Annotated in this window: 27 protein-coding genes and 1 tRNA gene; 12 read left to right on the forward strand and 16 right to left on the reverse strand. The window is 67.7% G+C overall.

The features are described 5' to 3' along the window. Positions 1-187 precede the first annotated feature (187 nt). From PI246_RS08345 to PI246_RS08360, 4 genes are read left to right on the forward strand one after another with little or no spacing between them, the layout of a single operon-like run. Positions 188-709, forward strand: a complete 522-nt coding sequence (locus tag PI246_RS08345) for a phage tail protein (protein WP_320550802.1) — start codon at positions 188-190, stop codon at positions 707-709. A gap of 18 nt (positions 710-727) precedes the next feature. After that, entirely contained in the window at positions 728-1288 is a 561-nt protein-coding gene (locus tag PI246_RS08350) for a phage tail protein (RefSeq protein WP_320550803.1), read from the forward strand. A 30-nt stretch (positions 1289-1318) separates the two neighbouring features. Continuing rightward, positions 1319-1846 carry a phage tail protein gene (locus PI246_RS08355; protein ID WP_320550804.1) on the forward strand — a complete coding sequence of 176 codons (528 nt, stop codon included), beginning with the start codon at positions 1319-1321 and terminating at the stop codon, positions 1844-1846. After that, positions 1843-2373 carry a GNAT family N-acetyltransferase gene (locus PI246_RS08360; RefSeq protein ID WP_320550805.1) on the forward strand — a complete coding sequence of 177 codons (531 nt, stop codon included), beginning with the start codon at positions 1843-1845 and terminating at the stop codon, positions 2371-2373. Before PI246_RS08355 ends, PI246_RS08360 begins: the two co-directional genes overlap by 4 nt. Here the strand turns inward: PI246_RS08360 and PI246_RS08365 are convergent. The 9 genes from PI246_RS08365 to PI246_RS08405 all read right to left on the reverse strand — a co-directional run bounded on the left by PI246_RS08365 (position 2366) and on the right by PI246_RS08405 (position 10588). Further along, the gene (locus PI246_RS08365; RefSeq protein WP_320550806.1) at positions 2366-2659 is read right to left on the reverse strand and encodes a DUF6916 family protein; all 294 of its coding nucleotides are present in this window, start codon (positions 2657-2659) and stop codon (positions 2366-2368) included. The two genes, PI246_RS08360 and PI246_RS08365, sit on opposite strands and share 8 nt — an antisense overlap. A 119-nt stretch (positions 2660-2778) precedes the next feature. Then, complete coding sequence (gene ychF, locus PI246_RS08370; RefSeq protein ID WP_320550807.1) at positions 2779-3870, reverse strand: redox-regulated ATPase YchF; 1092 nt, start codon at positions 3868-3870, stop codon at positions 2779-2781. Between the two features lie 151 nt (positions 3871-4021). Beyond that, a complete protein-coding gene (gene pth, locus PI246_RS08375) occupies positions 4022-4600 on the reverse strand; it encodes an aminoacyl-tRNA hydrolase (RefSeq protein WP_320550808.1) in 579 nt (192 codons plus the stop codon). Between the two features lie 48 nt (positions 4601-4648). Beyond that, on the reverse strand, positions 4649-5284 hold the full coding sequence (locus tag PI246_RS08380; protein ID WP_320550809.1) for a 50S ribosomal protein L25/general stress protein Ctc: 636 nt from the start codon (positions 5282-5284) through the stop codon (positions 4649-4651). Between the two features lie 81 nt (positions 5285-5365). Next, on the reverse strand, positions 5366-6322 hold the full coding sequence (locus PI246_RS08385) for a ribose-phosphate diphosphokinase (protein WP_320550810.1): 957 nt from the start codon (positions 6320-6322) through the stop codon (positions 5366-5368). Positions 6323-6373: 51 nt separating this feature from the next. Further along, positions 6374-6450, reverse strand: a tRNA-Gln gene (locus PI246_RS08390). A gap of 41 nt (positions 6451-6491) precedes the next feature. Further along, on the reverse strand, positions 6492-7883 hold the full coding sequence (ispE, locus tag PI246_RS08395; RefSeq protein WP_343218469.1) for a 4-(cytidine 5'-diphospho)-2-C-methyl-D-erythritol kinase: 1392 nt from the start codon (positions 7881-7883) through the stop codon (positions 6492-6494). Positions 7884-8122: 239 nt separating this feature from the next. Further along, positions 8123-8737: a lipoprotein insertase outer membrane protein LolB gene (gene lolB, locus PI246_RS08400; protein WP_320550811.1), complete on the reverse strand. Its 615-nt coding sequence runs from the start codon at positions 8735-8737 to the stop codon at positions 8123-8125. A 105-nt stretch (positions 8738-8842) separates the two neighbouring features. Continuing rightward, positions 8843-10588 (reverse strand): tetratricopeptide repeat protein, encoded by a 1746-nt coding sequence (locus tag PI246_RS08405; RefSeq protein WP_320550812.1) that lies wholly within the window; start codon positions 10586-10588, stop codon positions 8843-8845. A gap of 104 nt (positions 10589-10692) precedes the next feature. Here PI246_RS08405 and hemA point away from each other — a divergent pair, with 104 nt between their 5' ends. The 3 genes from hemA (at position 10693) to ppk2 (ending at position 13941) form a co-directional block, all read left to right on the forward strand. Next, entirely contained in the window at positions 10693-11964 is a 1272-nt protein-coding gene (gene hemA, locus PI246_RS08410; RefSeq protein ID WP_320550813.1) for a glutamyl-tRNA reductase, read from the forward strand. Positions 11965-11995: 31 nt separating this feature from the next. Further along, positions 11996-13078: a peptide chain release factor 1 gene (prfA, locus tag PI246_RS08415; RefSeq protein ID WP_320550814.1), complete on the forward strand. Its 1083-nt coding sequence runs from the start codon at positions 11996-11998 to the stop codon at positions 13076-13078. Positions 13079-13167: 89 nt separating this feature from the next. Next, the gene (ppk2, locus tag PI246_RS08420; protein ID WP_320550815.1) at positions 13168-13941 is read left to right on the forward strand and encodes a polyphosphate kinase 2; all 774 of its coding nucleotides are present in this window, start codon (positions 13168-13170) and stop codon (positions 13939-13941) included. Here the strand turns inward: ppk2 and PI246_RS08425 are convergent. The 7 genes from PI246_RS08425 to PI246_RS08455 all read right to left on the reverse strand — a co-directional run bounded on the left by PI246_RS08425 (position 13935) and on the right by PI246_RS08455 (position 22055). Further along, positions 13935-14789, reverse strand: a complete 855-nt coding sequence (locus PI246_RS08425) for a cytochrome c oxidase assembly protein (protein ID WP_320550816.1) — start codon at positions 14787-14789, stop codon at positions 13935-13937. The two genes, ppk2 and PI246_RS08425, sit on opposite strands and share 7 nt — an antisense overlap. 2 nt (positions 14790-14791) lie before the next feature. Next, complete coding sequence (locus PI246_RS08430) at positions 14792-16642, reverse strand: GldG family protein (RefSeq protein ID WP_320550817.1); 1851 nt, start codon at positions 16640-16642, stop codon at positions 14792-14794. Between the two features lie 4 nt (positions 16643-16646). Then, positions 16647-17381: an ABC transporter permease subunit gene (locus tag PI246_RS08435; RefSeq protein ID WP_320550818.1), complete on the reverse strand. Its 735-nt coding sequence runs from the start codon at positions 17379-17381 to the stop codon at positions 16647-16649. After that, positions 17378-18313, reverse strand: a complete 936-nt coding sequence (locus tag PI246_RS08440; protein ID WP_320550819.1) for an ABC transporter ATP-binding protein — start codon at positions 18311-18313, stop codon at positions 17378-17380. Before PI246_RS08440 ends, PI246_RS08435 begins: the two co-directional genes overlap by 4 nt. Before the next feature lie 257 nt (positions 18314-18570). Beyond that, complete coding sequence (locus PI246_RS08445) at positions 18571-19932, reverse strand: SRPBCC family protein (protein ID WP_320550820.1); 1362 nt, start codon at positions 19930-19932, stop codon at positions 18571-18573. A 225-nt stretch (positions 19933-20157) separates the two neighbouring features. Beyond that, positions 20158-20799: a response regulator gene (locus PI246_RS08450; protein WP_144915358.1), complete on the reverse strand. Its 642-nt coding sequence runs from the start codon at positions 20797-20799 to the stop codon at positions 20158-20160. Further along, positions 20796-22055 carry a sensor histidine kinase gene (locus PI246_RS08455; RefSeq protein WP_407069793.1) on the reverse strand — a complete coding sequence of 420 codons (1260 nt, stop codon included), beginning with the start codon at positions 22053-22055 and terminating at the stop codon, positions 20796-20798. Before PI246_RS08455 ends, PI246_RS08450 begins: the two co-directional genes overlap by 4 nt. 321 nt (positions 22056-22376) lie before the next feature. Here PI246_RS08455 and PI246_RS08460 point away from each other — a divergent pair, with 321 nt between their 5' ends. From PI246_RS08460 to PI246_RS08480, 5 genes are read left to right on the forward strand one after another with little or no spacing between them, the layout of a single operon-like run. Further along, on the forward strand, positions 22377-22961 hold the full coding sequence (locus tag PI246_RS08460; protein WP_320550821.1) for a GNAT family N-acetyltransferase: 585 nt from the start codon (positions 22377-22379) through the stop codon (positions 22959-22961). Next, entirely contained in the window at positions 22958-23734 is a 777-nt protein-coding gene (gene minC, locus PI246_RS08465) for a septum site-determining protein MinC (RefSeq protein WP_320550822.1), read from the forward strand. The genes PI246_RS08460 and minC overlap by 4 nt, the downstream gene beginning before the upstream one ends. Before the next feature lie 33 nt (positions 23735-23767). Further along, positions 23768-24580, forward strand: coding sequence for a septum site-determining protein MinD (gene minD / locus PI246_RS08470; RefSeq protein ID WP_320550823.1), 813 nt, complete (start codon positions 23768-23770; stop codon positions 24578-24580). A 2-nt stretch (positions 24581-24582) separates the two neighbouring features. Further along, a complete protein-coding gene (gene minE / locus PI246_RS08475; RefSeq protein WP_320550824.1) occupies positions 24583-24846 on the forward strand; it encodes a cell division topological specificity factor MinE in 264 nt (87 codons plus the stop codon). Next, positions 24843-25322: a hypothetical protein gene (locus PI246_RS08480; protein WP_320550825.1), complete on the forward strand. Its 480-nt coding sequence runs from the start codon at positions 24843-24845 to the stop codon at positions 25320-25322. The genes minE and PI246_RS08480 overlap by 4 nt, the downstream gene beginning before the upstream one ends. The last annotated feature ends 34 nt before the right edge of the window (positions 25323-25356 follow it).

Here is a 25356-nt window from a genome sequence, read left to right on the forward strand (position 1 = left end):
TAAGCAGTTCCGGCAAACCTTTAGGCCTTCACTTGTGTGAAACGCACGAATCGTCGGAGCACCAACACGCCGGATCGTGCCCGCGCAAGATCAGCCTGCGCTGGCTCACATGGCACTTGAAATTGATGGTGTCGAGGAAGAGATTCGGCTCGCGTCCCAACCGGCGACGCGTCTCAAGGGGAGAACGATGTCAGATCCATATCTCGGCCAGATCATGATGGCCGGCTTCAACTTCGCACCGCGAGGTTACGCGCTCTGCAACGGGCAAACCCTGCCCCTTCAGCAGAACGTGGCGCTCTTCAGCCTGCTGGGCACGACCTACGGTGGCAACGGCACTACCACCTTCATGCTGCCGAACCTGCAGGGACGCACGCCGGTGGGACAGGGCGCGCTCCAGGGCGGCTCCACCTATCCCATCGGCCAGGCCGCGGGTGCCGAAAACGTCGCGTTGACCGCTGCCCAGATTCCCCAGCACAACCACATGGTGATGGCCACGACGCAGGCCGCAAAGGCGAAAAGCCCGGCCAACGCGTTTTTCGCGAATAACCCGACGGAACTTCTCTACGGAACCCCGACCAGCGCGCAGGTACCGCTGGCAAGCAACACCATCGGCAACAATGGGCTCAGCCAGAGCCACCCGAACATGCAGCCGTTCCGCACGATCAGCTTCGCCATCGCGCTGCAAGGCATCTTCCCCTCGCGCACCTGACCTCGCAGAGACCCTTCCATGAGCGATCAATACGTTGGCGAAATCCGCCTTTTCGGTTTTCCGAGGATCCCCCAAGGCTGGCTGGCCTGTGACGGCAGCCTGCAGCCCATTTCGCAATACGAAACGCTTTACGTGCTGCTCGGCACCACGTATGGCGGTGACGGCGTCAACACGTTCGGCCTGCCCGACCTGCGCGGACAGGTGCCGGTCCACCAGGGCAACGGCCTCGGCCTCACCCCCCGTCCCCTCGGATCGAACGGTGGCACCACGACCGTCACCCTCACCGTGGCGCAGATGCCCACCCATAACCACACCATGTCGGCGGTGACCGCAGCGGCGACCTCGAACGGGCCGAACGTCTCGATGATGACTGCGGCCATTGTGAACAACGCGGCGCCGCCGCCCTCCCCGCCGCCGGCCGACCAGTTCTACGTTAACCCGACGACGGTCGCCGCGGTGACGATGGCCGAACATACCGTGCAGGGCCAGGGTGGCAACCAGCCGCACGACAACATGATGCCCACCCTGACGGCGAATTTCTGCATCGCCACCGTCGGCGTGTTCCCCAGCCAGTCCTGACCGTCCGGTCACGACCCAGAGAGACATCCCATGGATCCATATTTCGGCGAGATCAGGCTGTTTGGCTTTGATTACCCCACCAACGGCTGGGCCCTTTGCAACGGCCAGTTGCTGCCCATCCGGCAATACAGCGCGCTCTACGCGTTGCTGGGCGTTCAGTTCGGCGGCGACGGCGTCAACACGTTCGCCCTGCCCAACTATAACGGCCGCGCGCCGATGGGCCAGGGAACCGGTTCTGGCCTGCCGCCCACGGTGACCGGCGACACGAACGGATCGGAAACCGTGGCGCTCAACACCGTGCAGATGCCCTATCACGATCATACCGTCAGCGCGTATCTCCAGGCCGACAACCGCCTGACCGCGCCGACGACCGGCGCGTCGCTGGCCAGTTCGATGAGGGCGTCGAGTTTCCTGGGTGGATCGATCACCCCCAATACGACGTTCCATCCGATGACATTGAGCGTCGCCGGCAATAGCCTGCCGCATGAAAATCGCCAACCGTACCTCGTGCTGAACTACTGCATCGCGCTCGAAGGTGTCTTCCCGAGCTTTTCGTGACGCCCGCCATGGCGTCGTTTCCACTGCGCGCGGCGTCGATCCTCGACGCCGCGCCGACAGGATTGACCCTGCGTCCGGCGACGGACGACGATATGGCATTCCTGCGCCAGCTTTACGCGGCATCGCGTCACGACGAGATGGCCGCGGTGCCCTGGCCCGACGCGGCGCGCGAGGCCTTTCTCGCGTCGCAGTTCGCGCTCCAGCACGCGCACTACCTCTCGCACTACGCGTGCGCGGCGTTCCTGATCGTGATGGAAGGTACCAGGCCCATCGGCCGCTTGTATGTCGATGAGCGCGAACGCGACCTGCACGTGATCGATATCAGCCTGACGCTCGCCGACCAGGGGCACGGATGGGGATCCGCCCTGATGCGCGTGCTCATGCGCCAGGCGTCCGCGCGTGGCAAAGGCGTCACGCTGCAGGTCAGCCGATTCAACCCGTGCGCCCACGCGCTCTATCGTAGACTCGGCTTCATCGAAGCGCCCGGCGGCGACGCCGCCTACCTGCCGATGCGTTGGGTCAGTTGAACACCGCCTGGTAGATGAACCCGCTGCGGTCGCGCGCGATGGGCACCAGGAAGATACCGAACTCGCCCATGCCGTCGTTGCGCATCGGATAGATGCGCTGAGGGAAGACGACGGCCGCTTCGTGGTGGAACAGCAGCGAGAACGGCTCGCGCACCATGCCCGCCACCGGATGATGCGGCATGGGCGTGGCCTCCACGAGGGTGAACACGGCGTCCTGTCCTTCGATCGTGACCCGGAAGGTGTCGTTGAGGCGCGCGGCGAAATCCGAAAGCTGCAGGAACGGCATGGTCGTTTCCCTGGACGAGTCCGAAGGATGCTATGTGCGCCTCACGTGTTCAAGCGCCCTATCGGCGTAACGCCACGAGCCCATATGGCAAGAGGCCCGGCGTGAGCCGGGCCTCCAGATCAGACGTTGAAGCGGAAGTGCAGGATGTCGCCTTCCTTGACGAGGTAGTCCTTGCCTTCGAGACGGAGCCGGCCGGCTTCCTTGGCACCCTGCTCGCCCTTGTACTTGATGTAGTCGTCGTAGGCGACGGTCTCGGCCCGGATGAAGCCGCGTTCGAAATCGGTGTGGATGACGCCCGCCGCCTGCGGCGCGGTGGAACCGGCGCGAACCTGCCACGCGCGCACTTCCTGCACGCCGGCGGTGAAGTAGGTCTGCAGGCCGAGCAGTTTGTAACCGGCGCGGATCACGCGGTTGAGGCCGGGCTCGTCGAAACCGAGGTCCTGGAGGAACTCGTCGCGGTCGGCATCGTCCATCTGGGCAAGCTCTTCTTCGATCGCCGCGCAGACGGGCACCACCTCGGCACCTTCTTCCTGCGCGCGGGCTCGCACGGCGTCGAGGTGGGGGTTGTTCTCGAAACCGTCTTCGGCCACGTTGGCGATGTACATGATCGGCTTGAGCGTGATCAGGAACATGTCGCGCACGAGTGCCTTTTCTTCGGCGTCGAGGCCGGCGGTGCGCGCGGACTTGCCCTGGTCGAGCACCTTGGCCAGCTTCTCGAGCACCGGCTTGCGTGCCAGGGCGTCCTTATCGTTGGCCTTCGCGGCGCGCGTGGCGCGGTCGAGTGCCTTCAGCACGGCCTCCAGATCGGCCAGCGCCAACTCGGTATCGATGGTTTCGATGTCGGCGATCGGGTCGACCTTGTTGGCGACATGGATGACGTTGCCGTCTTCGAAGCAGCGCACCACATGGGCGATGGCATCGGTCTCGCGGATGTGCGCGAGGAACTTGTTGCCCAGGCCCTCGCCCTTCGACGCGCCCGCGACGAGGCCGGCGATATCGACGAACTCCATGGTGGTCGGCACGACGCGCTGCGGCTTGACGATGGCCGCCAGTTCACCCAGGCGCGGATCGGGCACGGGCACCACGCCGGTGTTCGGCTCGATGGTGCAGAACGGGAAATTGGCCGCCGCGATGCCGGCCTTGGTCAGCGCGTTGAACAGGGTGGACTTGCCGACGTTGGGCAGGCCGACGATGCCGCATTTGATGCCCATGGGCGATGCTCTCGATGATGTCGTGATACGTGATGCCTGCGGAGCTGGGCTTCCGCAAGTCGGGCCTGAAGGCCCTGTAAGTCGACCGCTATGCGACCTGTGAACCGAGGGCGTCGCACGAAACCTCTGCGCCGCCCTTGCCGTTCGCGCGTCACACGGCCGTATGCAACCGCTTCATCGCTTCCTCGAACTGGCCTGACAGCGCCAAGGGCAGCACGTCAAAGGCCCGTCCGAGGCCGATCATGATGGCGTCCTCGTCCGCGGCGCTGGGGCGGCCCAGCACCCACGGGGTGACTTTGTCTTTGTGTCCCGGGTGGCCGATGCCGACCCGCAGACGATGGAATTTGCCATGTCCCAGATGGGCCATGATGTCGCGCAGTCCGTTCTGGCCACCGTGGCCGCCGTCGAACTTCATGCGGACGGTGCCGGGCGGGAGATCGAGCTCGTCGTGGGCGACGAGGCATTCGTCCGGCGCGATCTTGTAGTAGCGCAACGCCGACGCCACCGCGATGCCGCTCTTGTTCATGAAGGTGGCCGGCTTGAGCAGCCAGACCGTGTCGCCGCCGAGGCGCAGCTTGCACGTTTCGCCGTGCAGCTTGCCGTCGAACGACCAGCGTTCGCCCTGGTCGAGGGCCAACGCGTCCACACACCAGAACCCGGCGTTGTGCCGGGTCCTGACGTATTCGGCCCCGGGGTTGCCGAGGCCGACGATGAGACGGATGGACGCCATGGAAGACGAGGACGGCCCGCCACGCGAACGCGCGCGGGCCGTCGACGATTACTTCTTCTCTTCGGCCTGGGCGTCGCCTTCGTCGGCGACCGGGTCGACTTCTTCCTGGATCGCCGCCACGGTGACGACCGCGACGTCATGTTCCTTGCCCAGGCCCAGTTCCGGGATTTCAACGCCGGACGGCAGCTTGAGGTCGGACAGGTGGACGATGTCGCCACCCTTGAGGTCGGCCAGGTCGAGCTCGATGAACTCGGGGAGATCCTTCGGCAGGCACGAGACGGTGACTTCGGTCAGGTTATGCGAGATGACCAGACCGGCCGTCTTGCCGGCGGGGCTCTTTTCCTGGTTGAGGAAGTGCACGGGGACGGCGACGCGGACGACTTCGTTCTCGTTCACGCGCTGGAAGTCCATGTGCAGCATGAGCTGCTTGAACGGATGCTTCTGCCAGTCCTTGATGAGGACGCTCTGCTTCTTGCCGTCGACGGTCAGTTCGATGACCGAGGAGTAAAAGGACTCGAAACGCGAGCCGAGCAGGACGTCGTTATGCAGGACCTGGATCGCCTGCGGGGCTTCGCCCGCGCCGTACACGATCGCCGGCACGTAGCCCGCAGCGCGAAGGCGGCGGCTCGCACCCTTCCCTTCGACGGTGCGGCTCGTGGCCGAAAGCTTATGGTTGGTGGACATGGTATTGCCTCAAGTGAAACCGCCTCGCGGCGGTGGGTAAAGGGCTCCCCCGCGACCAGGAGAGCCCGAAAAAACGGTGGATCAGTCGATGTAGAGCGAACTCACCGACTCGCCGAAGGCGATGCGGCGGATCGTCTCCGCGAGCAGTTCCGCGACCGACAACTGGCGGATTTTCGCACAGTTGCGGGCGTTATCGCGCAACGGCAGGGTATTGGTGACCACCAGCTCGTCAAGCGAGGAACGCTCGAGGTTGTCGATGGCGGCGCCCGAGAGCACCGGATGCACGCAATAGGCGACTACCTTGCGGGCGCCTTTTTCCTTCAGCGCCGCCGCGGCGGCGCACAGGGTGCCGGCGGTGTCGACGATGTCGTCGACCAGCACGCAGGTCTTGCCGTCGACGTCACCGATGATGTTCATCACGGTGGCCACGTTGGCGCGGGGGCGGCGCTTGTCGATGATCGCCAGGTCGGCGTCGTCGAGGCGCTTGGCCAGCGCGCGGGCGCGCACCACGCCGCCGACGTCGGGGCTGACTACGATCAGGTCGTCCATGCTGTGGTGACGCCAGATGTCGGCCAGCAGCACGGGCGAGGCGTAGACGTTGTCGACCGGGATGTCGAAGAAGCCCTGGATCTGGTCGGCATGCAGATCGATGGTGAGGACGCGGTCGGCACCGGCCGTCGCGATCATCTTGGCTGCCAGCTTGGCCGTGATCGGCACGCGGGCCGATCGCGGACGGCGATCCTGGCGGGCGTAGCCGAAGTACGGCATCACCGCGGTGACCGTGCCGGCCGAGGCACGCTTGAGGGCGTCCACGAGCACCAGCAGGTCGAACAGGTTTTCGGCGCTGGGGGCGCCCGTCGGCTGGATGACGAAGACCTCCTGCTTGCGGACGTTTTCCTCGATTTCGATCTGGGCTTCGCCGTCACTGAAGCGGCCCACCAGGGCCTTGCCCAACGGGATGCCCAGGCGGGCGGCGACGTCGTCGGCGAGCGCGCGGTGCGCGTTGCCGCTGAACAGCATCGGGGTGGACGTATCCACGAGGGTGACTCCTGGCGAGATGGGTTGGATCGGCTTGCCACCGCAAAACGGTGGCTGGGGCGGCAGGATTCGAACCTGCGCATGCGGGAATCAAAATCCCGTGCCTTAACCAGCTTGGCGACGCCCCAACAATGTTTGGCTTTGCCGCGGCCCGCGGCCCTTCCCGTCCTTACGACCCGGCAAGCCGGGCGCCGATCCGACCTCGCGCCGAGAGCAGCGGAGAGGGATCGACTCCCGCCGCCACGTGGGCCGTGAAGCCTTCGGGGCAGCGCGAGGCGACCGCAAGCGCCGCCTCATGGGTTTTCGTTTCCAGGAAAACGCAGCCGCCGCTGCCGGACAACCGGGCGCGACCGAAGCCCGCCAGCCAGTCCAGCGCCGCCGCCACCCGCGGGTGACGCACCCGAACCACGGGCTCGAAGGCGTTTTCCGTCGAATCCCCGGAAACAAAGGCCGAAATTGTCGCCGCAGGGGCATTTCGTGTCAATTCGGGGGCAGCGAACAGGGCCGCCGTGGGCACGTGCTCGTGCGGATCGACCACCACATACCAGCGCCGGGGCAGGCGCAGCGCGGTGAGCGCCTCCCCCACCCCTTCGGCCCAGGCCGAGCGGCCACGCACGAACACCGGCACGTCGGCGCCCAGGCCCAGGCCCAGCGCCGCGAGGGCGTCGTCGTCGAGCCCGGTGCGCCACAGCGTGTTGAGGCCCACGAGTACGCTGGCCGCGTCGGAACTGCCCCCACCCAGGCCGCCGCCCATGGGGATGCGCTTATCGATGGCAATCTCGGCGCCCAGCCGCGTACCCGTGACCTCGGCGAGCAGCCGCGCGGCGCGCACGGTGAGATCGGTGTGCTCGGGCACCCCCGGAATGGCCTGGGGGCGGGCGATGACGCCGTCCGGGCGCACCCGCAGGCGCACCTCATCGCCCCAGTCGAGCAGGCGGAACACCGTCTGCAGCTCGTGGTAGCCGTCGGGGCGACGCCCCACGATACGCAGGAAGAGATTCAGCTTGGCCGGCGCCGGCCAGGCGGTCCAGCCGTCGGCGGCCGGCGGCGCCAGCGTACGGCTCATGAATACGCGCAGATGGTCGGGGAAGCCATTGTCGCGGTCGCGGGCCAGGGCCTCGGCGAACTCGGGCGCATGCTTGTCGACCGGGGCGAAGCCGTGCCTGGCGTAGAACGGCGCGTTCCAGGGCACGTCGCTGAGCGTGCCGAGGTCAACCCGGCGGTAGCCCGCTTCGCGGGCCCAGTCGCAGGCATGTTCGAGCAGCGCCGCGCCGATGCCCCGGCCACCGAAGGCGGGGAGCACGTCGATCTCGGCGATGCCGATAGCCCCGGGGGCCAGGCCCGTGGCGTCGAGGCAGACGAAGCCGACCGGGTCGCCGTCGACAAGGGCCACCCAGACCAGCCCGCGGGCGATCAGCGCGTGCACGACCTCAACCGGGAGCGACATCGACGAATACGACGCCCAGGCCTCGTGGCCGCGAAAGAGCTCGACGGCGGCCCGCTCGATGGCGCACAGGCGCTCGGCGTGTTCGGGCCGGGCACGGATAAGGGTCGCTTGCATCGCGGGACGGGCCTTGCGCGAAAGCCATCGATTATACGCGCCGGCGGGGGACCGTCGGGCGGGTACGGCGGCGTGGTGGGTCGCCGCCCGGATGGATGCCTGGCTTCGTTCGCCTTTGACATACCGGAGATTCGCGGACAGCGTCCGCTCCTACCCACGGGAACCACGAGGCGTCGGCGTGGGCGCGCCGGCGAACCTCGGGCACATCGGGACAAGGGAAGCCACCGCTGGCGGGGAGGCTACCGGGCGAGCTGCCACGTTTCGATGGAGAGCCGGACCTTGAAGGGCGGCTTTTCGGCGAAGACCCGGGTGGGCATGGCCGGCTGGCGGGTGGTGTCCCAATCCTTGTAGTCGACTGTCCAGCCGTCCTGGACGAGCCGCGAGGGGAGACGATCCGCGCCGAAGGCGATATCGGCGGGCCCCGTGTCGGCGCGGAGGCCGAGCACCCAACGGCGCAGTTCAGCCATGGGAATCTGCCAACCGACCGCCGTGGCCATCAGTGTCTCGGCGTCGGGCCCGTGCCGGGTGCCCCCGTCGAGGCCCTCGAGATCGGCGCCACCCGGACCGCCCACGAGACGGAAGCTGCGCCCGGTGACCGGCGCGCGGACGGTGAAGTCGTAGCGATCGCCGTCCTGCTGCCATGTCAGGCTACCCGAGCCGGAGTCCTTGCCGTCGGATACGCCGAGACGGCCCTGCAGGGTCCAGTGGTCGGTGTCGCCCAGGCCGCGTTCACGCGCTTCCTGCATGCCGAGGGTGACCGCGTCGCCGGGCTGGCGCACCGGTGGCCGGGTGGTCGCGCAGGCGGCGAGGAACAGGAGCGGCAGGGCCGCCAGGAGGTGTCGGACGTGGCTCATTCGGATCATCGCTTCACGGTGGCCACCGAGGCCGCCGACCGGGCGGCCTGGGGCGAAAGATGCATCTGCCGGCCGGCGCACGGGACCGCATCCCGGTGGGGGACCTTACGGGTTGAGTTTGCGCTCGGTCTTCTCGAGCGAGGCGTTTTTCGGATCGATGCGACGCACCTCGTCGAGCACCTTGCGGGCTTCGTCGTGCTCGCCGCGTGACCAGAGCACTTCGGCCAGGTGCACGCCGATATCGGCGTCCTTGCGCTGGGTCCACGCGCCGCGCAGGGTACTCTCGGCCTGGTCGAGCTGGCCCTGGCGGAATTTCAGCCACCCCCAGGAATCGGCCACCGACGGATCGTCGGGCCGGGCCGCGCGCGCCGCCTCGATGAGTGCCTGTGCCTCGACCAGGTCGCGCCCCGCATCGGCCAGCGTGTAGCCCAGCGCGTTGCTGGCTTCGACGTCGCCGGGCTTGATCGCCAGCACCTTGCGCAGGTCGGTCACCGCCTGCTCGGTCTGTCCGGCCTCCGCGTATGCCAGGCCGCGTCCGTAGAGCATGTCGGGATCGTCCGGCTTGACCCGCAGCGCCTTGTCGTAGGCGGAGGCGGCATCCGCGTAGCGGCCGCTGTCCATGTAGAGTTCGGCGTCCACACCGAACGCCTTGCGCAGCGCGTCGGGGCGATCGGCGTAGGCGGTTTCAAGGTCGGCGACGACGGCGTGGGCGTCGTCGTCCTTGCCCTGCCGGTGGAGCACCACGGCGCTGCGGACCGATGCGTCGAAATCGCGGGGATCGTCATCGCCCACGGCGGCGTACCAGTCGAGCGCGTCGTCGAGCTTGCCGAGGATCTCGGCCAACTGGCCAAGGGTATACGCGTTGGCCGTCTGCACGTCGTCGGGACGATTCTGGATCTCGTCATAGAGGCGGGCGAGCGCCGGCTTATCGTTGGCGCGGGCCGCGAGGCCCATGCGCATCGTGTAGGTGTCGGGATCCTGCGGCCCCGCCGCCAGCACACGGGCGGCGCCCTTGTCGTCGCCGTCCTGCGCGATCAGGGTGGCGTAGGCCAGGCGCAGGCGGGGATTCGTCCGGTCGCTCGCCACGGCCTTGGCAAGCAGCTTTTTCGCGCCCGCGCGATCGCCCGCGCCGAGCTTCTGCTGGGCGGCCCAGGCGTAGGTGTTGCCGTCATGGAAGCGGGCCAGGGCCGCTTCACCGAGGGTCCTGGCGTAGTCGTGCCGGCCCAGCGTCTCGCCCAGTCCGCTCATCGCGACCCAGGCCGCGGAGTCGTTGGGCAGGCGCTGCGGTGTGGCGAGGCGTTCGAGCAACTGGCCGGCCTGGGCGGCGTCGCGGGCCATCGCCAGGGTGCGGCCGAACTCGCGCCACGCGTCGGGGTCGCCGGTGGCGATCATCGCGTTGAGCTGGCGCTCCGCCTCGGGCGTGTCGCCCCGGTCGAGGGCCATGCGGGCGCGTCCCTCGGCGAGTTCGAGCGGCTTCGCCCCGAGCCTCGCCCACCGGTCGAGCGCCTTGGCAGCGAGATCCTGGTCGTGCACGGCAAGGGCGAGTTCCGCGGCGCGGGCGGCCACGGTGGCGTCGTCGGTGAGCTCGGCAGCCCGACCGTAGGCCGTCGCGGCAGCGCTGAGATCGTTGTTGGCGATGGCGAAGTCGCCGGCCATGACCTGCGCCTCGAGGTCACGCTCGGGCGGCACGATCGCCACCTGGAGGCGATCCAGGGGCTGGGCGCCGGTGCGCAGCGTTTTGGGCGCTTCGGGCCGGGTGGCCGTGGCGGCGCAACCGGCAAGGCCCGCGCCGAGCACCCACAGGGCCACAAAATGCCGCACTCGCTTGAACTTGGACCGACCGCTCAGCACACTAGTCTCCGTCGTTTTTCCACAGGCGCCGTCTGAAGATGCGGTCGCCCCGTGTGCGCACAATGCGCCCTTAGCTTAGCCGACGCTACCGACCCAAGCCCGTCATGCCACTCATCGCCCTCGGGCTCAATCACCTCACCGCGCCGGTCACGCTGCGCGAACAGGTGGCGTTCGACGCCGCGGCGGCACCCGACGCGCTGGGCGACCTCGCCCGCCAGCCCGGCATCGAAGAGGCGATGATCCTCTCCACCTGCAATCGCACCGAGCTGTACTGCAGCGTGGCCGAGGGTGCCGAAGGCGTGCCGGGCCAATGGCTCTCCCGTCAGCACCGGTTGACTCCGCAACGCCTGGACGAGTTCCTCTACCGGCACGACGAACAGGACGCCGTGCGGCACATGTTCCGCGTCGCCACGGGGCTCGACTCCATGGTGCTGGGCGAGCCGCAGATCCTCGGCCAGGTAAAGGATGCCTACCAGCAGGCGCGCAACGCGCAGGTGCTGCGCGCCCCGATGGAGCGCCTGCTGCAACACACCTTCGCCGTGGCCAAGCGAGTGCGCACGGACACGCGCATCGGTGCGAACACGGTTTCGGTGGCCTACACGGCCGTGCGCCTGGCCGAACAGGTGTTCGCCGACCTGCGCGACGCCTGCGTGCTGCTGATCGGCGCGGGCGAGACCATCGAACTGGCCGCGCGCCATCTCGCGGACAAGCGCGTACGCCGCCTGCTCGTGGCCAACCGCACGCTGGAGAACGCCCACGACCTGGCCGGTCGCTACGGCGGCTATGCCATCGCCCTGGCCGACCTGCCCCGCCACCTGGCCGAGGCCGACATCGTCATCAGCTCCACCGCGTCGCGACAACCCGTGGTCACCCGAAGCATGGTCGCCGGCGCGATCGCCGAGCGCCGGCGCCGCCCGATGTTCATGGTGGACATCGCGGTGCCCCGCGACATCGAGCCCGACGTGGCCCAGCTCGACGACGTCTACCTCTACGGCATCGACGACCTCAAGCAGGTGATCGACGAGAACCGCCGCTCCCGCGAGCTGGCCGCCCGCGAGGCCGACGCCATCATCGATCTCCAGGTCGATCGTTACATGGCCTGGCGCCGCGCGCTCACCCTGCGCAATCCGGCGGTGGACATGCGTACGGCCGCCGAAGCCCAGCGCGACGAGGTGCTCGCCAAGGCCCAGGCCATGCTGGCCCGGGGCCGTACCGCCGACGAGGCCCTGGCGTTTCTGGCGAACACCCTGACCAACAAGCTGCTGCACGGACCCAGCGCGCGCCTGCGCGACGCCGCCCTGTCGGGCGACCTCGAGCTCCTGCACGCCGCCGGCCGACTCTACGGACTGGACCCGGACGACGAGGTTTCCGCATGATGTGCGGCTACCGCCGTCCCTCGTGCAGCCCATGACCCCGTCGATCCGCCGCAAACTCGAAGCCCTCGCCGAACGCCACGAGGAGGTCGGCCTGCTGCTGGCCCAGCCCGACGTGCTCGCCGACGGCAACCGCTTCCGCGAGTTGTCGCGGGAGTACGCCCAGCTCGAGCCGGTGGCCGCCTCGCTGAAGGAACACGACGCCGCCGAGCGCGAACTGGCGGACACCCGGGCCATGCTGGACGATCCGGACATGCGCGAGATGGCGGCCGACGACATCGAACGCATCGAGCGGCGCCTCGCCGAGCTCGACGGCGAGTTGCAGATCCTGCTGCTGCCCAAAGACCCGCGGGACGAGGGCAACCTGTTCCTCGAAGTGCGCGCGGGCACCGGCGGCGACGAGGCCGCGATCTTCGCCGGCGATCTGTTCCGCATGTACGCGCGGTACGCCGAACGCCAGCGCTGGCACGTGGAAATCCTCAACGCGAACGACGGCGAGCACGGCGGCTACAAGGAAATCGTGGCACGCATCGAAGGGCGCGGCGCGTATTCCCGGCTGAAGTTCGAGTCGGGCACGCATCGCGTGCAGCGCGTGCCGGAAACCGAATCGCAGGGCCGCATCCACACCTCGGCCGCCACCGTGGCGATCCTCCCCGAGCAGGACGAGGTGGACGACATCGAGATCCGTGACGGCGACCTCAAGGTGGACACCTTCCGCGCCTCCGGCGCGGGCGGCCAGCACGTCAACAAGACCGACTCCGCCATCCGCATCACCCACCTGCCAACCGGCACCGTGGTGGAATGCCAGGACGAGCGCAGCCAGCACAAGAACCGCGCCCGCGCCATGAGCCTGCTGAAGGCGCGCCTGCTGGACGCCGAGCGCAGCAAGCAGAGCGCCGCGCAGGCCGAATCGCGCCGTCTCCAGGTGGGTTCGGGCGACCGCAGCCAGCGCATCCGCACCTACAACTTTCCGCAGGGCCGGATCACCGACCACCGCGTCAACCTCACCCTCTATCGGCTGGCCGAGGTCATGCAGGGCGACCTCGACGAACTGGTCGATACGCTGACACGCGAGCACCAGGCCGACGAGTTGCAGACGCTGACGGCGGGCGGCTGAGCCGCGGCCGCTTCCTTGCCCGGCGAGGAGACCACCCGGCCGTGACGCGACCTGGGGCATAGTGACCGCCTCTTTCGAGGAGTGGTCCGATGGGCAAGAAAAAGAAGAAGTACGAGCACGCGCTGGAAGACCTCCAGATCGAACTCGTGGGTCTCACCCGATGGTTGCGCGCCACCGGCAAGCGCATGGTGGTGATCTTCGAAGGCCGCGACGCCGCCGGCAAGGGCGGCACGATCAAGGCCATCACGGACAAGCTCGACACCCGCGCCGCGCGCGTGGTGGCGCTGGGCAAGCCCTCGCAGGCCGAGGAGAGCCAGTGGTATTTCCAGCGCTACGTGCCGCATCTGCCCGCGGCCGGCGAACTCGTGCTTTTCGACCGCAGCTGGTACAACCGGGCGGTGGTGGAACCGGCCATGGGCTTTTGCACGCCGGACCAATACGACGCCTTCATGGACGCCTGCCCCACGTTCGAGAAACTCCTCACCGACGACGGCATCCTGCTGTTCAAGTATTGGCTGACGGTCGACCAGGACATCCAGGAAGAACGCTTCGCCGAGCGCGCGGACGATCCGCTCAAGCGCTGGAAGCTATCGCCCGTCGATCTCAAGGGACGCGAGAAATACGGCCAGATGAGCGAGCTGCGCGACACGATGATCGAACGCACGCATAGCAAGCACGCCCCCTGGTTCATCGCCGACTACAACGACCAGAAGATCGGCCGTCTCAACCTCATCCGGCACCTGCTCGACCAGCTGCCGGACACGATGTGCCCGCAGGCCGAGATCGAGCTGCCGCCGCTGGACGGCAAGCCGAAGAAGGACAAGGTCGAGGTGAAAGCGCTGAAGGTGCCGAAGGCCTACTGAGGCGCGACGACGATCCGGCGCGGGGGTGTCCGCTTGGGCAGGCGCCCCCGTCGCGACAGGCGCAACCACTGCCGAAGGGCGAGCAGGCCGCCCGCGCTCTCGATCATCGCGGCCGGCACCCACATGATGACGCCGCCGATCAGCTGGCCGGTCAGCACGTTCAAGGTGAACGCGCGTCCGCAGATCTCGAAGATCGGGTAAAGATCGGTGCGCGAGAACGTGACGATGGCACCGGCGAGGATCTGCGGGGTCATCGTGATCGCGGGCGACAGCACGCGGAGGCCGGGCGACAGGCGCCCCGGCGGCTTCGGACGGTGGTCGAGCACCAGCCACCAGTAGGCCAGGCCCGACGCGACCATCGACCAGTTCATGGCGCGATAGATGCGCCAGTCGAGCATCGCCAGCGTCTGCATGTCGGGGATGAGCCAGACGACGATGAAGGCGACGAACGCCACCGTGACCAGCGCCGGATGCAACAGCACGCGGGAGGCCACGCGTCCGGCAAGGCTGCGGCACACACGGCGCAGCGCGATGCGAAAGCGCAGGGGAAGGCCCGCGCGCAGCGCGGTGCCGGGGTAGGCGGCGATGATCAGCAAGGGCGCGAGGTGATGCAGCAGCACCTGCTGGATGCGATGCATGAAGAACTCATGCTCGGCGTAGTAGTCGAAATAGGTGTGCAGCGACACATAGACCATGGCCATGCCGGCCCAGAAGGTCGCTCGCCGCCAAAGGGGCACGCGCAGGCGACGCGACCCGATCGCGTAGAGGTAGGCCGCGACGGCGAAGCATGTGAGGAACACCCAGGAGAACTCCCAGGGCACGATCCACTTCAGCAGGTCGGCGGTCACCGCTACACCGTGCGCCGGCCGCGACGCGAGCGTCGCCAACCGTAGATAAGGCCGCCGAGCGCGACGAGCGCCGGCACCAACACGATGCCGATGAACTTCAGCCGAAGGCCCAGTGCATCGATCTCCGCGTTGAGCTGATGCTGCACGTCGCGCAGTTCCTTGCCGATGGCGAGCTTGCGCTGGAGGTATTTCTCGACCTCGCGGCGCTGCTCGGCGGTCGCCGCGCCCGCGGTATTGCCCTTGGCCGGCTGCAGTTCGGACAGCCGACGCTGCGTTTCGTACAGCTCGTTTTCGAGCTCGCGTTTCTTCGCCAGGAACTTGCGGTCGGCGGCCGCCTGGAGCGCCCGCACCTTGGTGAACGGTCGCTGCAGGTTGGCCCGACCGCGGATCGACAGCAATTCGCTCGACCCGCCGAGGTTGTCGACGATGTTGGCGACGAAGTCGCCGTTGTTCGCGAATGGCGTCAGCTGCTGCTGGCCCAGGAGGGGCTGCACGTCGATCCACAGGCGGTCGGAGAGCATGTCGGTGTCGGCCACCAGCACGATGTCGCCGGGCGCCGCGGCGACGTTGAGGTGGCCGGCCTCGTGGCGTTCGGGAAACGCCGTGTGGAAGACGTCGCGCAGGCGCGCCGCGAGCACGTAGCGGTCGTGGGTGGGTTGGTAATTTTCAAGCAGACTGGAAGGATCGGCCGCGGCCTCGCGCGCACGCTGCGCGGGCACGACCATGGCGTCGTCCGAGGTCTGCACGAGCGGCAGCAGGCGCGCCCGCGTGTCGGGCGCCAGGTCGAAGAAGCCGGCGGTGGAGACGTTCACCCGCTGCAGGCTGGCGGTGACGACATCGTCGTGGTTGAGGTCTTGCGTGCCCAGGCCGAGCATCGCCGGGTGGGCGACCGTATTGCCGTTGAGCTCGATGGTGAGGGCCTGCGATCGGTCGAGCACGACCTTCGCCGGATCGTAGACCACGCCCCACGCCTCGAAGAGGCGGCGCAGATCGGAGTCATGGTCGTCGACCACGCCATGGGAATCCACCAGGGGAGCGGGATCCATCTCCGCGTCGGGGTCGACGAACACGGCGAGACGTCCGCCGCGCAGCACATATTGGTCGATCGCGTAGAGCGCGTCGTCGGAGAGTTTCTTCGGGTGGATGAGCAAAAGCAGCTTGATCGACGGATCGATGCGGGTCAGTCCCTGCGGATCGATGGAAACGACGTCGGCGAGCTGGTCGAGCTGGTGCACCGCCGCCCAGGCGGGCTCGCCGATCACGAGGTTGCCCTCGACCGGGAGCGAACTGACGATGCCCAGGCGCGGCTTCTTCGGCATGCCCAGTTCGTAGAGCAACTTGGCGATGTCGTATTCGACGAAGGCTTCGCGGGCGGGGTCGAAGAATGCGATGGACTGCGGCGGTACCTCGCCCTGCCCGCCCGTGCCCACGAGGCCGAAGAACACGCGCTCGCCGTTGCTGCCGCCCGTGGCCGGCGTGAGCCCATAGCTCTGCGCCGCGTCCTCGTCGTCGGAGTACGGCACCGGGTCGATCACCCGGAAGCGGATGCGCCCATGCGCCCGCACGGCCATCTCGCGAAGCATCTCCTGCACACGCTGCTCGTAGCTGCGCAGCTGCGGGAGGTCGCGCGTGGCGTGCTCGGAAAAATACAGCGTGAGTGTCACCGGCTCGCGCAGGCCATCGACGATCTTTTCCGTGCCGGGCGTGAGCGTGTAGATGCGGTCGGCCGTGAGGTCGACCCGGGCCGTGCGCAGCGACAGCGAGCTGACGCCGATCACCACCAGGAACAACAGTGCAACCCCGGCCAGCGACAGCCGCAGGAGAAACGAGCGTGTGAGGTGCGGCTTACGCATGGCGTCAGCGCGTCCTCTTGAGGTCGATCATCACCACGCTGGCGGTGAGCCAGGCGACGATGGTCGCGAAAAAGTACACGAGGTCACGCAGGTCCAGCACGCCCCGTGCGATCGACGCCGCGTGGCGCGAGATGCTGAGCTGGCCCATCGCGCCGATAAGTTTGGGCGGCACCGTGTCCTGGAGGAAATCGAGCACCTGCGGCTGGCCGATGAGCAGGAGCAGGAAACACACGGACGCGGTGAGGATGAAGGCCACCACCTGGCTGCGCGTCACGGTCGACATGCACGCGCCGATCGAAAGAAACGCGCCCGCCATGAGCCAGCTGCCCACGTAGCCCGCCAGGATCACCCCGTTGTCGGGGTCGCCGAGGTAGTTGACGATGATCCACATGGGAAAGGTCAGGGCCAGGCAGATGCCGATGAAGACCCAGGCGGCCAGGAACTTGCCCAGCACCGCCTGCGAGATCGTCACCGGCAACGAGAGCAGCAGCTCCATCGTGCCGGAGGCCCGCTCCTCGGCCCACATCGACATGGTCGAGGCGGGCACGAGCACGAGGTAGAGCCAGGGATGCATGTCGAAGAACGGTTGCAGGTCGGCAAGCCCGCGCCCGTAGAAATCGCCGGTGTAGAAGGTGAGCAGCCCCGCCATCACCAGAAAGATGACCATGAACACGTACGCCACCGGGGTGACGAAGTAGCTACCCAGTTCGCGCCGGGCGATGGCCGAGACCGCGCTCATGCCTGGCCTCCCCGTGGCGCGGTGGTGATCTGGCGGAAGACCTCGTCGAGGCGGCCACGTTCGAGCTGGATTTCAGACACTTCGAGGTTCTGCGTGCGCAAGAGGCTCTGCACGTCATCGAGGATCGGCTGACCCGCCTTGGGAAACACGGTGACGCGGCCATCCAGCGGATCGACCTCGACCATCGACACGCCCGGAATGCGCGCGAGCATCTCGCGCGAAATGGCGCTACCGGCGGCGCTGAACGAGACGGCCCCGTGGTAGCGCGAGCGGGCTTCGAGCTCGGCGGGTGTCGCGTCGGCGAGCAACCGGCCGTTGGCGATGATCGCCACGCGATTGCACAGCGCGTGCACCTCTTCGAGCAGGTGCGTAGAGATCAGGATGGTGCGCTCGCGCGCCATGGCATCGATGAGCATGCGCACGGAATGCTTCTGGTTAGGATCGAGGCCGTCGGTCGGTTCATCGAGCATGAGCACGGGCGGATCGTGGAGGATCGCCTGGGCCAGGCCAACGCGGCGGCGCAGGCCCTTCGACAACGTGCCGATGCTCTGCTCCAGCACCTCGTCGAGTTCCAGCCGCATCACCACCTCGTCGAAACGGCGGTAGGCCACGTCGCGATCAAGGCCGCGTACCCGCGCCATGAACACGAGGAACTCGCGCACCGTCATCTCGGCGTAGCTCGGCGCGCCCTCGGGCAGGTAGCCCAGCGCACGCTTGGCCGCGAGGGGTTCCCTGCGCACGTCGTGCCCACAGACGCGGGCCGTGCCCGAGGTGGGGGTGAGAAACCCCGCGATCATCCGCATGGCCGTCGACTTACCCGCACCGTTCGGCCCCAGCAGGCCCAGCACTTGCCCGGGCTCGGCACGAAGGCTCAGCGAATCGACCGCGGTCAGCGGGCCGTAGCAGCGGGTCAGTCGGTCGGCTTCGATCATTGGCAGGGAGTGTAGCGGACGGGGAGTGGCGGGAGCAGGCGGGGTGGGCAGTGCAGGAGATGGGAAGTGGGGGCGAAGCGGCCGACGCGCGCATGAGGTGACCGATAGCCTGCGCTGACCTCGAGGCCACCGCAGCGGTGCCGGCTGCCCCAGGCGCACGACGGCTGCGCCGCCTCCACTTCCCATCCCCCAACCCCGATAAAGAAAAAGCCCCACCGTCGCCGGCGGGGCTTCTCATCACATCGGCAAACCGAAGCTTACGGCGCGGCGGCCGTGCTGGCCGGGGCCGGGGCGGTGCCCGCCGGGGCCGGGGCCGAGGACGAACCGGCCGGCGCCGCGTCCAGGCCAGGCTGCTTCATGCCGGCTTCCTGCTCCGGGGTCTGGTCCGGGAGGTTGTCGCCCTGCAGCGGCAGGTAGATCTGGAACTTCTGCTCGTCGTAACCCTCGACGGTGCCGTGGTTGTTCGTCGGCGCCTTCACCTGGATGTCGTACGGACGGTAGGTGACGTCGTCGAACTTGTAGCCATGGGTCTGCGAGTAGGCTTCAAGCATCTGACGGGTCTGCGGCAGGCCAGCGCCGGTGCCGTTCCACTCGGTCATCAGGGCCTTGCCGCCGAAGGCCAGCACGGCCTTGACGTTGCCATCGACGATCACGCGACCGAGCTTGTCCTTGCTGCCCGGGGTGGCGGCGGCGTCGGCGGCCGGCGCGGCGGCGGTGGATGCCTCGGCCGGGGCGGCGGCGTCGAGCGCAGGACGCTGGGCGGCGGTGAGCGCGACATCCTGGCCGTTGATCTTCAGCGTGGTGCTGTCGATCTCGGCGGCGACGTCGAAGGTGTAGTTCTGGTCGCCCCAGTTCGTCGTGAACGTGATGCGCGGGCTGACGATGTTCACGCCAAGCTTCTTCGCAGCCGCCTGGATCTCGGCCATGGCCTTGTCCGACGCGGTGTCGACGTCGTCGAGCGTGCGCGGAGCCGTGGTGGAGACGAAGAGGATCGGCTTGGCCGGCTGCTCGACGATCGACGGCACCATCTTGCTGTAGTCGATGTTCGGGATCGAAGCCATCAGGTTCTGGAGGTTCGACAGGCTGAACTGGATCAGCGCGTCGGGATCCCCATGAATGTAGAGGTTCGAGAAGCGATCGACCAGGTTCCAGCCGTAGGTGACGTCGTAGGCCCAGTTCACCTTCACGAGCTTCTGGCTGCGACCGGTGCGCTCGAGGGTGATGGTGAACTTCTTGTCGTGACCGCGCCAGCCGTTCTCGAGGTTCCACACGATGGTGCCCTTGCCGGCATCCGTCACGGTGGCGAACGAGGGATCGATGGAGGCGATTTCGAGGGACCCGTCACCGACCTTCTTGTCGGCGGCGGTCCAGGCGATCTTGGCGCCCGGGCCATAGGCCTTGCCCGACATCTCGAACTGGACCTTGGGGTCGAACGAGCGAAGGACGGTGTAATCAGGGAAACGACGGAAGTTGCTGAAAACGTCGTAGACCTGGCGCAAATCCTTGCTGATGAGCATTTCACGCTCGACGTGTCCGGTCGAGGGCATGGCGACGCCAACGATGACGCCGAACACGGCGACGATCACGATGGCGACAATGAATTCTAGCAGACGCGTCATTCCACGGTTCTCCGAACGTCTTTGAACAGGCTCCCCGCGCGGTTGTGGCCACCGGCGGTCACCCCTGAAGAATCGGCCCGTGGCAGGGGTTCGCCCGCGCCGAAAGGCTTGATGGTACTTGCTCCCGGCGGGGAACGCCATTGGGTCCCCTGCCCTTTTTTGCAAGCTGGCACAAGCCGATTTTCGGCCGGAGATAGGCGGATGGCGCCGCCGGTCAGCCCGGGGTCAGACGATGCCCAGTTCCAGCGCCTTGAGCACCGCCCGGGTTCGGTCGCGCACGCCCAGCTTGGAAAGGATGTTCGACACGTGGTTTTTCACCGTGCCCTCCGCCACGCGCAGCGAGTTGGCGATCTCCTTGTTGCTGTAGCCGCCGGAGAGCAGGCGGAGGATTTCCGTCTCGCGCTCGGTCAGGGGGTCCGGCTGCTCGAGGCTGGTGAACTGGTTCTGGATGCGCCCCACCCCGGCGAGCAGACGCTGGGTGACCATCGGGGCGACCAGCGAGCCGCCGGCGGCGACGGTGCGCACCGCTTCCACCAGCTGGTCGAGCGAGACGTCCTTGAGCAGATAGCCGCGGGCACCGGCCTTCAGCCCGGAGAGCACCAGCTGGTCGTCGTCGAAGGTGGTGAGGATGATGGTCGGCGGCAGCTCGTTGCGGCCGCCCAGCGCCTGGAGCACTTCCAGGCCGCTCATGTTGGGCATGCGCAGGTCGAGCAGCACGACGTCGGGACGCACCTGTGGAATCGTCTGCACGGCCTGGGCGCCGTCGGCGCACTCGGCCACCACCCGGATATCGCCGGCGAGGTCGAGCAGCGAACGGATGCCCTGGCGCACCAGGTTCTGGTCGTCAACGAGGCAGACGGAAATCATGGGTGACCCTCGACGTGGGTGGTAAGAGTGGCAGGTCGCCCGTCGCGCCCTTCGGCGTGCAGGGTGTCCAGGGGCGGTCGGGCGGGCGCATGCGCCAGCGTGGATTCCTGGCCCAGCGGCAGGCGCGCGACGAGGCGGAAACCGCCGCTTTCGGTCGAACCGATCTCGAGCGTACCGCCGAACTCGGCCAGGCGCTCGCGCATGCCGTTGAGGCCGTTGCCGGGCCGCACCTCGCCTGGCCCGACCCCGTCGTCCCGCGCTTCGAGGCTCAGCTCGTCAGGGCCGGTGTGGCGGAAGGTCAGCCACAGGTGGCGGGCGTTGGCGTGGCGGACGGTGTTGGTGAGCACTTCCTGCACGCAGCGCAACAGCATCTGCGCGCGACGCGGGTCTTCCACCCCGAAGCGCTGCGGAATACCCAGGTGGACGGCCAGCCCCGGCACGCCCTCGGTCAGGCTGCGCAAGGCCTGGGTCAGGTCGATGGCGTCGTCCTGGCGCAGTTCGCTGACCACTTCGCGTACGTCGGCGAGCAGTTGCTTGGCCGTGGTCTGCGCCTTGAGCACATGCTCGCGCGCGGTGTCGTTGGTGAGATGGCTCGCCACCTCGAGGTTGAGGCTGAGCGCGGTGAGGTGATGGCCGACCAGATCGTGCAGGTCGCGCGCGATGCGCATGCGCTCGGCGATGCGGGTGGATTCGGCGAGCAGCGCGCGGGTGGCACGCAGTTCGGAATTCAGGCGGCGCAGCTCCTCGCGCTCCTCGGCCTGCTGGTTCGCCACCATCGAGGTGATGAACATCAGCGCCGAAAAACCGAAATACAGGCACGACTGCATCATCGCCGCGATAAAGGTGAGCTGGAAACTCATGAACATCGGCACCAGCGCGAGGTGCGCGGCCACCATCCAGGCCATGCCGATGGGCATGCTTACCAGCCAGGGCACCACCGACGCCACGATCGTGAGCAGCAACGCGGCCAGGCCGCTCTTGCTGATCACGCCCACGGCGAGCGCCGTGCCGGTGAGGATCAGCAGCACCGTCAGGCGCGTGAGCCCGTCGACGCGCAAGCCGAGATCACGGGTGAACAACCAGTAGACCAGCCCGAACACCAGGTAACAGGCGGTCCACATCAGCAGCGCCATGTCGCCGATCTGGTTGGGCCCGTTGCCCACCCGCTGGATCGACAGGGGCAGGCCCACGCAGAGGAACACGAAATACGTGGCGTACCTCAGCAGGCGGACGTGATTGAGCTGGATCGTCGACATGCCCGGCATCATAGGGCTTTGGTGGGGCGTCGCCACCTGACGGATGGCACGGGGGCGGGGGTGGGGGACGGGACGTGGGGGCCTGTTCCCGGCGTGCGTCTGAGGGGAGGAACGCGACGGCGGCCGCGGGGCCGGCACGGCGTTGCACGCACCCTCGTGCGCACGCCGGCCGTGCCGCCCCCGCTTCCCCTCCCCAAGGCCGTTTTTTACCTCCCCTTTACAACCCACAGGGCGCGCGCCACGCCCCAGCCCACCGTGTCATAATGCGGGCACACGGCGGCCCGGGGCCGTCTTCTTCCCAGAATCCTTGCGGAGCAACGAATGGCACCTGCCATCCGCGACGTGCGCGAGCACGATCTGGATGCCGTGCTGGCGCTCAACAACGCCGGCGGCACCAGCATCCTCGCCACGGATCCCAGCCGGCTGCGCCACCTGTACGACATCGCCGATTATTTCCGCGTGGCCGAACAGGATGGCCGTCTGCTCGGCTTCCTCATCGCCATGCGCGAGACGGCCGTGTACGACAGTCCCAATTTCCGCTGGTTCCAGTCCCATTACGAGAGCTTCGTGTACATCGACCGCATCGTGATCGCGCCCGAGTCGCGGGGCCATGGGCTGGGCCGGGTTTTTTACTGCGATGTCCAGAGTTTTGCCGAGGTACGCGTGCCGCTCCTGACCTGCGAGGTGTTCCTCGAACCCCGTAACGACCAGACCGTGCTGTTCCACGGCACCATGGGCTTCCAGGAAGTCGGGCAACAGCAGATGGGCGAGTCCGGTCCGAAAGTGAGCCTGCTGGCCCGTGAACTGCCCAGCTTTCCCTTCGTGCGCGAACGCTACCTCGACCACGGCGGACTGCCCGACGTCGACTGGCTGCGCGGCCGCCAGCATGCGGAGGTGCGCGCATGAGCGCCCGCGCCGAGTCCCTCGAAGCCGCCTGCGACCTGCGCTTCGGCCAGGTAGGCATCGCCTGCGTACGCGTGCGCCGCGTCGATGCCGCAGCGCTGGTGGAAGAACTCGAACGCCGCGTGCGTTCCGCGCCGCAGATGTTCGCGCGCACCGCCGTGGTGCTCGACCTGTCACACCTTCAGCGCCTGCCCGACGACGGCATGGTCGATGCCCTGCTCGAAGCGATCCGCTCGGCGGGCATGCTGCCCGTTGGCCTGGCCTACGGCACCAGCGAGACCGAAGCGCTCGCCGAGCGCATGGGCCTGCCGCTGATCGCGAAGTTCCGCGCGCAGTACGAACCCGGCCAGGGCGAGGCGCCGCCGGCGCAACCCTCCCCGGCACCGGCGCGACAGGCGCCTGCCGACGCGGCGCCGCCCGCCGCGCCCCAGGAGGGCGGCGCGCCGTCCACGGCGCAGCAGCACATCGGCGGCGCGGTGCGTTCGGGGCAGCAGGTCTACGCGCGCGATCGCGACCTCGTGGTGATGGCGGCCGTGGCCAACGGCGCCGAAGTGATCGCCGACGGCTCGATCCACGTCTACGGCGGCCTGCGCGGTCGCGCCATGGCCGGCGCGCAGGGCGACGAGTCGGCACGCATCTTCTGCACCGATTTCCGTGCCGAGCTGGTCGCTATCGCCGGCCACTATCGCGTGTTCGAAGACATTCCCAAGGAATTCGAGGGCCAGGCCGTGCAATGCTGGCTCGACGATGGAAAACTCATGATCGCGCGCCTCTGACGCCGATCCCAACGTATTTTGCGGAGACATCCCTTGACTGAAATCATCGTCGTCACCTCCGGCAAGGGCGGGGTCGGCAAGACCACCACCAGCGCCTCCCTCGCCACCGGCCTGGCCCTCGAGGGCAAGAAAGTCGCGGTCATCGACTTTGACGTCGGCCTGCGCAACCTCGACCTCATCATGGGTTGCGAGCGGCGCGTGGTGTATGACTTCGTCAACGTCGTGCACGGCGAGGCCGCGCTCAAGCAGGCGCTCATCAAGGACAAGCGTCACGAGAACCTGTACGTGCTCGCCGCGTCGCAGACGCGCGACAAGGACGCCCTCACCCAGGAAGGCGTCGAGAAGGTGCTCGACGAACTGAAGGCCGAAGGCTTCGACTACGTGGTCTGCGACTCCCCGGCCGGCATCGAAAAGGGCGCCCACCTGGCGATGTACTTCGCCGACCACGCGGTGGTGGTGGTCAACCCCGAGGTATCGTCGGTGCGCGATTCCGATCGCATCCTGGGCCTGCTCTCGAGCAAGACACGCCGCGCCGAGAAGGGCGAGACGCCGATCAAGCAGCACCTGCTGCTCACCCGTTACAACCCCAACCGCGTCGAAGCGGGCGAGATGCTCAGCGTGAAGGACGTCGAGGACATCCTCGGCATCTCGGTCGTGGGCGTGATCCCCGAATCCGAGAACGTGCTGGCCGCGTCCAACGCCGGCGTGCCGGTGATCCTCGACGACAACTCCAACGCCGGCCATGCGTACAAGGATACCGTCGCCCGCATCCTCGGCCAGGACCGGCCGCTGCGCTTCCTCGAGCCGGTGAAGAAGGGCTTCCTCAAGCGCGTGTTCGGAGGTTAAGCATGGGCATCCTCGATTTCCTGAAGCGCAAGCCCGAACCGAGCGCCGGCGTCGCCAAGGAACGCCTGCGCATCATCGTCGCCCAGGAGCGCTCGACGCGCGGCGGCCCCGACTACCTGCCGCTGCTGCGCAACGAGCTGCTCGAAGTCATCCGCAAGTACGTCAACGTCGACGTCGAGGCCGTGAACATCAACCTCGAGCGCGACAGCGGCCACGAGGTGCTGGAGCTTTCCGTCGCCCTGCCGGACGGCAAGCCGGCCCCATGACCGCCGCCGATCCCGCCGACGCGGTACTTCGCGTCGGCGCCATCGGATTCGACGAGCCGCGCGAGCTGCTCGCCAGGCATGGGCTCACGCTGCTGGCGGTCGCCGACGGCGAGCCCATCCCCGGCAGCTACTGGGGCGACACCGAAGCCGGGATCATCGGCAGCACCGTCTACGCACGACCGGACACCCCCGTCCATTCCCTGCTGCACGAAGCCTGCCACCTCCTCGTGCTGCCGCCGGACAAGCGGGCCCAGGTGCACACCGACGCCACCGACTCGATCGAAGAAGAGGACGCCACCTGCTACCTGCAGATCGTGCTGGCCGGGCACCTGCCCTCGGTCGGCTCGGCGCGACTCATGGACGACATGGACCGCTGGGGCTATACCTATCGCCTGGGATCGACGCGCGCGTGGTTCGAACGCGACGCCGCAGAGGCGCGGGCGTTCCTTACGGCACGGGGCCTGCCCACGGCGTGACGCCCGTCCCGATCGGGCGGCCATGACGCGCCGC

Origin of the sequence: Luteibacter sahnii, from assembly GCF_034063545.1 — a bacterium.
In the GTDB taxonomy this organism is placed as follows: domain Bacteria; phylum Pseudomonadota; class Gammaproteobacteria; order Xanthomonadales; family Rhodanobacteraceae; genus Luteibacter; species Luteibacter sahnii.